General features: G+C 59.5%; 8 protein-coding genes. All 8 read left to right on the plus strand.

What is annotated here, in order from left to right; all coding sequences use genetic code 11:
- Positions 1-8 precede the first annotated feature (8 nt).
- The 8 genes from FLT43_RS26585 (at position 9) to priA (ending at position 11,220) form a co-directional block, all read left to right on the plus strand.
- Complete coding sequence (locus FLT43_RS26585; RefSeq protein WP_087442913.1) at positions 9-2,819, plus strand: calcium-translocating P-type ATPase, SERCA-type; 2,811 nt, start codon at positions 9-11, stop codon at positions 2,817-2,819.
- Positions 2,820-3,043: 224 nt separating this feature from the next.
- Entirely contained in the window at positions 3,044-4,945 is a 1,902-nt protein-coding gene (locus FLT43_RS26590) for a bifunctional homocysteine S-methyltransferase/methylenetetrahydrofolate reductase (protein ID WP_087442914.1), read from the plus strand.
- A gap of 32 nt (positions 4,946-4,977) precedes the next feature.
- Complete coding sequence (locus FLT43_RS26595; protein WP_087442915.1) at positions 4,978-5,862, plus strand: YicC/YloC family endoribonuclease; 885 nt, start codon at positions 4,978-4,980, stop codon at positions 5,860-5,862.
- 35 nt (positions 5,863-5,897) lie between these two features.
- Positions 5,898-6,158, plus strand: coding sequence for an extracellular matrix/biofilm regulator RemA (remA, locus tag FLT43_RS26600; RefSeq protein ID WP_005548256.1), 261 nt, complete (start codon positions 5,898-5,900; stop codon positions 6,156-6,158).
- 13 nt (positions 6,159-6,171) lie between these two features.
- Positions 6,172-6,750: a guanylate kinase gene (gene gmk / locus FLT43_RS26605; protein ID WP_087443030.1), complete on the plus strand. Its 579-nt coding sequence runs from the start codon at positions 6,172-6,174 to the stop codon at positions 6,748-6,750.
- 149 nt (positions 6,751-6,899) lie between these two features.
- Entirely contained in the window at positions 6,900-7,103 is a 204-nt protein-coding gene (gene rpoZ, locus FLT43_RS26610; protein ID WP_087442916.1) for a DNA-directed RNA polymerase subunit omega, read from the plus strand.
- A gap of 210 nt (positions 7,104-7,313) precedes the next feature.
- The gene (coaBC, locus tag FLT43_RS26615; RefSeq protein WP_087442917.1) at positions 7,314-8,618 is read left to right on the plus strand and encodes a bifunctional phosphopantothenoylcysteine decarboxylase/phosphopantothenate--cysteine ligase CoaBC; all 1,305 of its coding nucleotides are present in this window, start codon (positions 7,314-7,316) and stop codon (positions 8,616-8,618) included.
- Positions 8,619-8,631: 13 nt separating this feature from the next.
- Positions 8,632-11,220, plus strand: a complete 2,589-nt coding sequence (gene priA, locus FLT43_RS26620) for a primosomal protein N' (RefSeq protein WP_174818195.1) — start codon at positions 8,632-8,634, stop codon at positions 11,218-11,220.
- Positions 11,221-11,357: the final 137 nt, after the last annotated feature.

An 11,357-nucleotide genomic window follows, 5' to 3' on the forward strand; every position in this document is an offset into this window, starting at 1 on the left:
ACGTACCAATGGATCAATTAAAGTGGCACCAGTCAACGACCGAAGACTTGCTGAAAACGTTGGGGGTCCACGTCGATCAAGGGTTGACTGAGGAAGATGCGGCGGCGCGAAGGGAGCAACACGGATCGAACGAGCTGTCGGCAGGGCGGCGCGTTTCGCCGATAACGTTATTTTTGAACCAATTTAAAGATTTCATGGTGCTCATTTTGGCGGGGGCGACTCTCGTCTCTGGCCTGCTAGGTGAATATTTGGACTCGATTACGATTATCGCGATTATTTTGCTGAACGGCGTGCTTGGATTCATTCAGGAGTTCCGCGCCGAGCGCTCGCTGTCCGCCTTGAAGCAGCTATCCGCCCCGACGGCCAAAGTGATACGCTCCGGCAGCGTAACCCATATTCCCGCCAACCGGCTCGTTCCCGGCGATATCGTCCTGCTGGAGAGCGGCGATCGCGTTCCGGCGGATATTCGTTGGGTGGAGACCAACAGCTGCTATGTCGAGGAATCGACCCTGACGGGGGAGTCGGTTCCGGTCAGCAAGCATCATCAACGGATTTCGGAAGCGGAGCTGCCCCTCGGAGACCAAAAAAATATCGGCTTCATGGGAACGATGGTGACGCGGGGGACCGGGAAGGGCGTCGTCATTCGCACGGGAATGGATACCGAGATGGGCAACATCGCTCATCTGATCGAAAATACAGAAACGATGGATACGCCGCTGCAGCATCGGCTCGAGCAGCTAGGCAAGATGCTCATCATCGTGGCGCTTATCCTCACCGTCATGGTCGTCGTCGCGGGCATCATGCACGGCCAGGACGCCCTCGCCATGTTCCTGGCCGGAGTCAGCCTGGCTGTCGCTGCCATACCGGAAGGGCTGCCGGCGATCGTGACGATTGCTTTGTCGCTGGGAGTCCAGCGCATGATCAAGCGCAAAGCGATCGTGCGCAAGCTGCCTTCGGTGGAGACGCTGGGCTGCGCCTCCGTCATTTGCTCCGACAAGACCGGGACGCTGACGCAGAACAAAATGACGGTCACCCGGATGTGGCTTGGCGGACGCCTGCTGGAGGTGAGCGGAGAAGGATTCGAGCCGAACGGCCAGGTATGCGAGAAGGGGAAGCCGATCGAGCTCAAGCATGATCAGGAGCTGCGCCGCTTCCTGCAGATTAGCGCGCTTTGCAATAATGCGAGCTTGACGGAAACCTACCCGGAGGAGCTGCGCTCCGCCAAAGGGGGGCGTAAGGGAGACAAAGCGGCCGAGCCGGAAGAAGTCAAGGCCGTCTGGAACATTGCAGGCGATCCGACGGAAGGCGCGCTGCTGGTCCTCGCGGCCAAGCTGGGCATGACGCCGAGGGCGCTGCAGGGCATGTACGAACGGACGCAGGAGTATCCGTTCGATTCCGAACGCAAGCGGATGTCGGTCGTCGTCACGCATCAGGGGGGACGCCATGTTTTGACCAAGGGCGCGCCGGATGTGCTGCTGGATCGCTGCAAATATATGCTGTGGGAAGGCAAGGTGGTGCCGTTAACCGGCACGCTGAAGCAGAAGGTGCTGGCGGAGAACGAGGGGATGGCGAAGCAGGCTTTGCGCGTGCTCGGCCTAGCGTACCGCGAGCTGAAGCGGCATGAGACGATTCGCGATGAAGCGGAAGCCGAGTCGCAGCTGGTGTTCGTCGGGCTGGCGGGCATGATCGATCCGCCGCGCCGCGAAGTCCGCGAAGCGATCAGCCTATGCCGCCGCGCCGGCATCAAGACTGTGATGATTACCGGAGATCATCAGACGACAGCGGAAGCGATTGCGAATCAGCTCGGCATTATCCCTCGCGGCGGCATGAGTGTGAACGGAGCCCAACTGGCAGGGATGGATGACGACGCGCTGGACAAAGCCGTCGACAACGTCTATGTCTATGCCCGCGTGTCGCCGGAGCACAAGCTGCGCATCGTCAAATCATTGCAGCGCCAAGGCCATGTCGTCGCGATGACCGGCGACGGTGTGAACGACGCGCCTGCGATCAAAGCCGCGGATATCGGCATCGCGATGGGCATTGCCGGCACGGATGTGTCGAAGGAGGCCTCGTCGCTTATTCTCAGCGATGACAACTTCGCCACGATCGTCGCCGCTATCGAGGAAGGGCGCGGCATCTACGAGAACATCCGCAAGTTCATCCGCTACCTGCTCGCTTCCAATGTAGGCGAGATCCTGGTCATGTTCCTGGCGATGATGATGGGGCTGCCGCTGCCGCTCGTGCCGATTCAGATACTGTGGGTCAATCTTGTGACCGACGGATTGCCGGCGATGGCGCTCGGCGTCGATCAGCCGGAGAAGGATCTGATGGAGCATCGGCCGCGTTCCGCCAGGGAGAACATCTTCGCGCGCCGTCTCGGCTGGAAAATCATCAGCCGCGGCATTCTTATCGGCGTCTGTACGCTGATCGCGTTCTGGCTGACGCTGCGGGTTGATCCCGGCAGCGCCGACCAACTGACGAAGGCGCAGACAGTCGCCTTCTCTACCTTGGTGCTCGCTCAGCTCATCCACGTGTTCGATTGCCGGAGCTCGCGTTCGATTTTCCATCGTAACCTTTTCCAAAATAAGTATCTGGTGCTCGCGGTGATATCTTCCTTGATTCTGCTGCTCGGGGTACTGTATATCGAACCGCTTCAGCCGGTATTCAAGACGGTTCCGCTCGGCTTCCGGGAGTGGGCGATTACGTTCGTCATGGCCGGGATTCCGACCTTCCTGCTCGGCATCGGCTCGGTGATGAGCGGTCAGAAAAAGAAGCCTTCCGGCGGCAGACCCGCTTATCCGAAGCGGCATGCGGCATAAGCATAGTATTTTTATTCATTTTGCGTTATGATGGTAGGAAATTGACCGGAGGACGCTGCGCGGCCGCCGTGCCGGCATCTGGTCCGGGCACATAAGCTGTGAACTACACCGATGCACTGAAGACGCTCCCGTCGGAGCGTCTTTTATTTCAAGAAGCGCGGTTTCTTGATAAAATGGGGTAGATGACGCAGACATAGACAGATTGGGAGAAGGGTGGAGACGGGATGAAGGACTTGCGTCAAGTGCTGCAAGGGGAAATTATTGTCGGTGACGGGGCCATGGGCACCTATTTATATCAATTGGGCTACCCGGTTGGGATTTCCTATGAATCGCTTAACATCAGCGAGCCGGAACGGATCCGGGACATACACCGCGAATATGTGAGCGCAGGCGCCCGGCTCCTGGAGACGAATACATTTACGGCGAACCGTGAGAAGCTGTCGAAGCATGGGATGGAGAAGCAGGTGAAGGCGATTAACCGCGCTGCGGCCCGGCTGGCGCGCGAGGCGGCTGCAGGCCAAGCCTATGTGGTCGGAGCGCTGGGCTCAATCCGGGCCGGCAAGCGGGAAAATATCGAGACGGAGCAGGTCAAGCGCGACTATACCGAGCAGTTGTCGGCCTTGTTGGAAGAGGGCGTCGACGGAATCATGTTCGAGACGTTCTACGACATGGAGGAAATGAAGCTGGCGGTTCAGATCGTGCGCGCCTTGGACGACCGCATTCCGATCATCTGCCAATTCGCGGTCGAAGAGTCGCATCGGACGAAGGACGGGCTTCGTCTGCTGGATGCGTTCCGTCTGCTCCGCGAGGAAGGCGCAGACATCGTTGGCTTGAACTGCCGCATGGGGCCGAACGGCCTCATGCGGGCGATGGAAGAGGTCACCGGCCGGCTGGCGCTGCCGATGTCTGCCTTCCCGAACGCCGGTCTGCCGGATTATGTGGACGGAAGATACAACTTCGTGGCTACGGCCGACTATATGGCAGAGAGCGCCGTTCGCTTCGCCGAATTGGGCGCGCGCATTATCGGAGGCTGCTGCGGCACGACGCCGGAGCATATTCAGGCAATAGCGCAGGCGCTGGCAGATGCGGAGATTCCGGTTCTCCCGACGCTGGCCGAGGAGGAGGCGCAGGCCCAGGCCGTTCCGCCGCTTGAGATCGGGGAGCTCGACGCAGCGCCGGTGTCCGGGCAGGGGAAGGCGGCAAGCGGGCCGTCGCTTGTCGATACGGTCCGTGAACGCCATACCGTCATCGTGGAGCTGGATCCGCCCCGCGATCTGGATATCGCTAAGTTCATGCTGGGCGCGCAGGCGCTGAAGGATGCAGGGGCCGACGCGCTGACGCTGGCGGACAACTCGCTTGCGGTCACCCGAATGAGCAATTTGGCGCTCGGTTATTTGGCGCTCGACAAGGTCGGCATCCGGCCGCTCATCCATATCGCCTGCCGGGATCGCAACCTGATCGGCACGCAGTCCCATATGATGGGCCTGCACGCGCTCGGCATCGATCATGTGCTTGCGGTAACCGGGGATCCGGCACGCTTCGGCGATCTGCCGGACTCCAGCTCGGTCTATGACCTGACCTCCTTCGAGATTATCCGCATGATCAAGCAGCTGAATGCGGGGCTCGCCTTCTCGGGCAAGGTGCTCAAGCAGCGCGCGAACTTCGTCGTCGGGGCGGCGTTCAACCCGAACGTGAAGCATTTGAACAAGGCGATCGAACGCCTGGAGCGCAAGATTGAGGCTGGCGCGGATTATATCATGACGCAGCCGGTATATGACGCCGCCCTGATCGAACGGATTGCCGAAGGGACGAAGCATTTGAAGGTGCCGGTCTTCCTCGGAATCATGCCGCTGGCAAGCGGGCGGAATGCGGAATACCTTCATAATGAAGTGCCGGGCATTCATCTCTCGGACGAGGTGCGGGAACGAATGAAGGGGCTCGAGGGCGAGAGCGGGCGCCGCGAGGGCGTAGCCGTCGCCAAGGAACTGCTGGATGTGGCAATGAAGCATTTCAACGGTATCTACTTCATGACCCCGTTCATGTTTTATGAGATGACCGCCGAGCTGACGGAGCATGTGTGGCAAAAAGCGGAACGCCCGACCGCCCCCTTGTATCGGCATACGTAATGAATTAAAATAGGATAATGGATGTGGTACCCATGGTATACAGCATGACCGGTTACGGCCAGTCCGTCCGGAGTTCCGGCGGATACAAGATTACGATTGAAGCGAAGTCCGTTAACCATCGTTATTGCGAGATCATGCTGCGCATGCCGCGTGAATGGACAAGCTGCGAGGAGCCTTTGCGCCGTCTCGTTCAGCAATTCGTCAAGCGCGGGCGGGTAGACGTGTTTATTAACAGAGAGCGTGAAGGGGAAGCGAAGACGGCGGTAGCCATCAATGAGCAGACTGTGAAGGCCTATATGGAGGCCGGCCGGCTGCTTCGCGACCAATACGGCGTCTCCGGGGAGATGACCGTCAATGACTGGCTTCGCTTGCCTGATGTATTTACCATCCAGGAGGAGCAACCGCTGCCCGAGGAAGAGCTGCTTCGCGAGCTTGAATCCGGCCTGGCGGAGGCGATGGATGGGTTATGTCAGATGCGGGTCATGGAAGGCAACCACCTCGCCCAGGATATGAAGGAACGACTGAACCGTCTGGAGTCGCTGCATGCGGACATTTCCACACGGGCTCCATTCGTCGTTGCTGAGTATCGCGCCAAGCTGCAACAGCGGATAGAGCAACTGCTGGACGCTGAGTCTTCCTTGGACGAATATAAGTTCGGCATGGAGGTAGCTCTGTTTGCGGATCGCTCCAACATCGATGAAGAATTGACGCGGCTACAGAGTCATTTCAACCAGTTCAGACAGCTGCTGGACAGCACGGAACCGATCGGCAGGAAGCTCGATTTTCTCATCCAGGAGATGAACCGGGAAGTGAACACCATCGGTTCCAAGGCGAACCATCTGGAGATTATCAACCATGTCGTAGACATGAAGGCAGAGTTGGAAAAGATTCGCGAACAAGCCGCGAACATGGAATAAATATGGAGCGTTCGAAAGTAGAGGGAGGACCTGTAATGGCCATTAAACTGATTAACATCGGTTTTGGTAACATCGTATCTGCCAACCGTATCATCTCAATCGTGAGCCCGGAATCGGCTCCTATTAAGCGAATCATCCAGGAAGCGCGCGATCGTCACATGCTGATTGACGCAACTTACGGGCGGCGCACCCGCGCGGTCATCATTACGGACAGCGACCATGTCATTTTGTCCGCGGTCCAGCCGGAGACGGTAGCGCATCGCTTATCAACGAAGGATGACGACAACGACGAATAAAATGGAGATGAACATGAAGAAAGGATTTTTGATTGTGCTATCCGGCCCTTCCGGCGTCGGCAAAGGCACGGTATGCAAATCTTTATTGAAGCGGCTGCCCGACCTGATCTATTCGGTGTCCGCCACAACGCGTCACCCCCGTCTCGGGGAAGTTGACGGAGTGAACTACTTCTTCAAGTCGCGGGAAGAGTTTCTCGATATGATCGAGAACGATAAGCTGCTGGAGCATGCCGAATATGTGGGCAACTACTATGGTACCCCGCGGGACTTCGTGGAGCAGACGCTGGACGAAGGGCAGGACATCATTCTGGAGATCGAGGTGCAGGGCGCGTTGAAGGTGAAAGAGAAGTTCCCGAACGGGATCTTCATTTTCCTGTTGCCTCCGTCGCTGGACGAGCTGGAGGATCGGATTCGCGGCCGCGGTACCGAGAACGATACGGTCATCGATCACCGCATGACGGCGGCGGTCGAGGAAATGGCCATGATGGCGAATTACGATTATGCCGTCGTGAACGATGAGATCGACTTGGCGTGCAAACGTATAGAGAGCATTATAATAGCCGAACATTGTAAAATCAGGCCTAACCGGTAAGACGGCAGACAGCGGGGCGCACTTTCGATAAAGTGTGCCTTGTGACGTGCTTTCCTGAGTCCGGGCGGCAGAGCAGGATTCGAGATTGAGTAAGAAGCGGTCCCGGCGGCAAGGGGGTTCGGGACAAGCAGGAGAAGGAGTGCGGAACTATGCTATATCCATCCATTGACGAATTGATGAAAAAAGTCGACAGCAAATACTCTCTGGTCGTGGCTGCGTCCCGCCGGGCGCGCCAATTGCGCGACGGGGAGCGGACCGAATTGCAGAATCCCAAATCGTACAAGCAGGTCGGCGTGGCGCTGGAGGAGATCTACGGAGATTATGTTACGGTCGAACAAGGCAACGCGGTGTAACTCCGATCCGGCTGCGGAATCGGTTCATAGACGGTGAGCGGTACAGCCGAACCGGCTGAATGACCGCCGCCCATCAATTGAGCAGGGAAGCAAATAACAACCGTCAGGTTGTTATTTTTTTCAAATGACGAGAATGCTCCCTATCCGGGAGGCAAGGCAGCCGCCGGGATGGAGCGCTTGCGCGCTAGAGGAGCGGAAAGGCGGGGGCGTATGCTGCAAGGAAAATCGATACTGCTCGGCGTCACGGGCGGCATTGCGGCTTACAAGGCTGCAGCGCTGTGCAGCAAGTTGAAGCAGGAGGGGGCCGAGGTGCACGTCATCATGACGGCATCGGCGACTCAGTTTATTTCGGAGTTGACGTTCCAGACATTGTCGCGCCAGCCGGTGTATACGGACACGTTCGATGAGCGGGACGCTTCAGTCGTCTCTCACATCGATCTGGCGGATCATGCGGATCTCGTGCTAGTGGCGCCGGCTACGGCGAATGTGATCGGCAAGATGGCGCATGGCTTGGCGGATGATATGCTGACGACGACACTGCTCGCTACGACGGCGCCGGTCATGGTCGCTCCGGCCATGAATGTACATATGTACGCCCATCCGGCCGTCATGCATAATATGGACATATTACGGTCGCGGGGCGTCCGGTTCATCGAGCCGGAAGAAGGGCTCCTCGCTTGCGGTTATACCGGCAAGGGAAGGCTGGCCGAGCCGGAGCATATCGTGGAATATGTGAAGCGGTGGTTCGCAGAAGGCGGCGGCAGAGAATCCGCATTGCCGCCAGCCAGCGCTGCCGGCCTAGGAAACGCACAGTCCGGACTGCTTCATGGCAAGCGGGTGCTGGTCACGGCAGGCGGCACGGTTGAGCGCATCGATCCGGTCCGGTACATTACGAATGATTCGTCCGGCAAAATGGGATTCGCGGTAGCGGAAGCGGCCCGGGATATGGGAGCCTGCGTGACGCTTATCGCCGGCCAGACCCAGTCGGATCCTCCGCAGGGCGTCGAGCTGATCCGCGTCGAATCCGCCCTCGATATGCGGGATGCCGTCGTCGCGCGTTACGAGCAAGCGGATATTGTCGTGAAGACGGCGGCGGTTGCCGATTACCGGCCGGTGCACCGGGCCGCCCAGAAGCTGAAAAAAACGGGCGAGCGGCTCGTTATTGAGCTGGAGCGGAATCCGGATATTTTGCAGGAGCTCGGCGAGAAGAAGAAGAATCAGCTGCTGATCGGATTCGCCGCCGAGACCGAACAGCTGGAGCAGTATGCGTTGGACAAGCTTGCCCGCAAAAATCTCGATTATATCGTGGCGAACGATGTCTCCCGCACCGATGCGGGCTTCGGCTCCGATCGCAATGAAGTGCATATATATAGTAAAAATGGTCTCGTCGAGCGCATTCCGCTCACGGCCAAGCGCGAGGTAGCCCGCCGTCTCCTGGAGATTGCCGTACAGGCGTCCGCCGCGGGAGACGAACCGCCTTCCCTGTCTGGCGAGGTGCATTCGCTTGAACCATAACGGAGCGGATCGGATGCGGGACGCAGTGTCAGCGGGGGCAGTCGGGACTCATCCCGGCTTGCCGATCGCGCGCGTCACCGTCGATGTATCGGTCAAAGACACGGATCGGCCGTTCGACTACGCGATTCCTCCATCCATGGCGGACTGGATCGAGACGGGCAGCCGGGTCGGCGTCCCGTTCGGCGGGCGGACAGTGCAAGGCTTCGTCATCGGACTATCCGACCGGACGGATGTGCCGCTGTCCCGGCTGAAGCCGATTCAGCAGCTGCTGGATGTTATCCCGCCGCTCCCGGCCGATCTCGTCGAGCTCGGAATGTGGATGAGCGACCGCTATGTATGCACACTGACGGCCGCTCTGCAGGCGATGATTCCGGGAGCCATCAAGGGCAAGCGGGAGAAGGCGCTCTCGCTGGGCGACGATGCTCGCCTGTTCCTTCAAGGCGCCGACGGCGGGACAGATGAATTGACCCTCCGCCCGGATCGTCTGCTTGAAGACCCGCAGACACGCAGTCTGCTTGCTTATGTGCAGCGCAACGAGCCGTTGCCGGCGCCGAAGCTGCTGCAGGCCTTTCCCCAGGCAGCGCGCCTCATTAAGGAAGCGCTCCAGCACGGCTGGCTGCAGGAGACGGAGCGGATTAAGGATCGCATCGGTGTCAAGCGGCTGAAGCGGGTGACGCTGACGGTCGATGATGTCGGCGAGGCGGTTGGCCGGCTGGGAAGCCGGGCCGGAAGACAGCAGGAGACACTGCGGCTCCTTGAGGAATATGGCGGAGAGCTGCCGCTCAAAAGCTTGAACGCATCCGCGGTCAAGGCGCTTGAGGGAAAAGGCTATGTCGCCGTCGACGAGGTCGAGGTGATGCGGGATCCGTACGCTCAGCGCCGCTTCCGGCCATCGAAGCCGCTGCCGCTGACAGAGGAGCAGCAGCAGGTCTTCGAAGCGCTCGCGCTCGCGGTGGACGAACAGGAGCATCGAACCTTCCTGCTGCACGGGGTCACCGGGAGCGGTAAGACGGAGGTCTATTTGCAAGCGATCGAACGCTGTCTCGATTCCGGACGCGAAGCGATCGTGCTCGTGCCGGAGATCTCGCTTACTCCGCAGATGGTCGAGCGCTTCAAAGGGAGATTCGGCTCCCGGGTGGCGGTGATGCATAGCCGTCTCTCCCAGGGCGAACGTTACGACGAGTGGCGCAAAATCCGTGAAGGCCGCGTGCAGGTAGCGATCGGAGCCCGCTCAGCGGTGTTTGCCCCTTTTCCCCGGGTTGGCCTTATTATTATGGATGAAGAGCATGAGTCATCCTACAAGCAGGAAGAGACGCCGAAATATCACGCCCGCGACGTGGCGATTGAACGGGCGCGCCGGCAAGGCGCCGTCGTCGTCCTCGGATCGGCGACACCTTCGATGGAGACGTATTACGCTTCACGTCTGAACGGCTACGAGCAGTTGCCTGCAGGGCTGGAGGCGCCGCCTTGGAGGCTGACCGCGCTGGCGATGCCTTCGCGGGTTGGCGGCAGACCCCTTCCTCCAGTGACGATCGTCGATATGAGGGACCAACTGAAGCTCGGCAACCGTTCGATGTTCAGCGCGCCGTTGGAGGCGGCGCTGGAGCAGCGGCTGGAGCGTCAGGAGCAGACTGTGCTGTTGTTGAACCGCAGAGGCTACTCGACGTTCGTCATGTGCCGCAGCTGCGGCTATGTCGCACAGTGTCCGGAATGCGATATTTCGCTGACTTATCATATGAAGACGGGGCATATGCGCTGCCACTACTGCGGCCATGCGGAGCGGGCGCCGGAAGTATGCCCGTCATGCGAGAGCGAGCATATCCGTTATTTCGGCACAGGTACCCAGCGGGTAGAGGAACAGCTTGCCCGCCGCTTTCCAGGCATTCGCGTTATCCGGATGGACGTAGACACGACCTCGGAGAAAGGCTCGCATGAGCGGCTGCTGCAGCAGTTCCGCGAACGGAAGGCCGACGTGCTGCTTGGCACGCAGATGGTGGCGAAGGGATTGGACTTCCCGTATGTCACGCTGGTCGGCGTCATTGCCGCCGATTCGGCGCTTCATATGCCGGACTTCCGCGCGGCGGAGAAGACGTTCCATCTGCTGACGCAGGTTGCCGGCCGGGCGGGACGCCATGATCTGCCGGGCGAAGTCATCGTGCAGACCTATGCGCCGGAGCATTACTCGATCATCCATGCGTCGGGGCATGATTACCGCGGCTTCGCTTCCGAAGAGCTGCGGCACCGCCGCAATCTGATGGTGCCGCCCTTCTGCCGCCTGGCGCTGCTGTCCATGTCGCATGAACAGCTGCCGCTGCTCGTGCGCGTGGCCGAGAACGCGGCCCAGCGGCTCAAGGAGCTGGCGGAGCGCCAAGGCTGGCTGCTTCCGCTGCATGAGCATGCCGAGGCGATGGAGATTCTCGGGCCGGTTGCCTCTCCGATTCCGCGTATCAAGAATCGCTACCGTTTCCAGTGCATAATCAAATGCCGGGGAGACGTGAATCTGTCGGGTCTGCTGGCGGAAGCGATGCGCGAGTTCGATTCGATTGCCAAGGAGCAGGACGTCCGGTTCAGTGTCGATATTGACCCGCAGATGATGATGTAAGCCGGCCGAATCGCATAGATCGTCCCGGAAGAACTGGGTCATGAACGGCTGCAAAGCACGGTCGAATGGGCCGTGAACGGTTGCAAGGCACGGGTGAATGGGCTGCGGACGAAGCTGGCGGAGCGTTGGAGCGGCCG

Origin of the sequence: Paenibacillus thiaminolyticus (genome assembly GCF_007066085.1) — a bacterium.
Classification (GTDB): Bacteria; Bacillota; Bacilli; order Paenibacillales; family Paenibacillaceae; genus Paenibacillus_B; species Paenibacillus_B thiaminolyticus.

What these genes read in the sequence shown, in the direction of transcription:
- coaBC (WP_087442917.1), top strand. Translation starts at nt 7,314, where the DNA reads ATGCTGCAAGGAAAATCGATACTGCTCGGCGTCACGGGCGGCATTGCG.
- priA (WP_174818195.1), top strand. Translation starts at nt 8,632, where the DNA reads ATGCGGGACGCAGTGTCAGCGGGGGCAGTCGGGACTCATCCCGGCTTG.
- remA (WP_005548256.1), top strand. Translation starts at nt 5,898, where the DNA reads ATGGCCATTAAACTGATTAACATCGGTTTTGGTAACATCGTATCTGCC.
- FLT43_RS26590 (WP_087442914.1), top strand. Translation starts at nt 3,044, where the DNA reads ATGAAGGACTTGCGTCAAGTGCTGCAAGGGGAAATTATTGTCGGTGAC.
- rpoZ (WP_087442916.1), top strand. Translation starts at nt 6,900, where the DNA reads ATGCTATATCCATCCATTGACGAATTGATGAAAAAAGTCGACAGCAAA.
- FLT43_RS26595 (WP_087442915.1), top strand. Translation starts at nt 4,978, where the DNA reads ATGGTATACAGCATGACCGGTTACGGCCAGTCCGTCCGGAGTTCCGGC.
- gmk (WP_087443030.1), top strand. Translation starts at nt 6,172, where the DNA reads ATGAAGAAAGGATTTTTGATTGTGCTATCCGGCCCTTCCGGCGTCGGC.
- FLT43_RS26585 (WP_087442913.1), top strand. Translation starts at nt 9, where the DNA reads ATGGATCAATTAAAGTGGCACCAGTCAACGACCGAAGACTTGCTGAAA.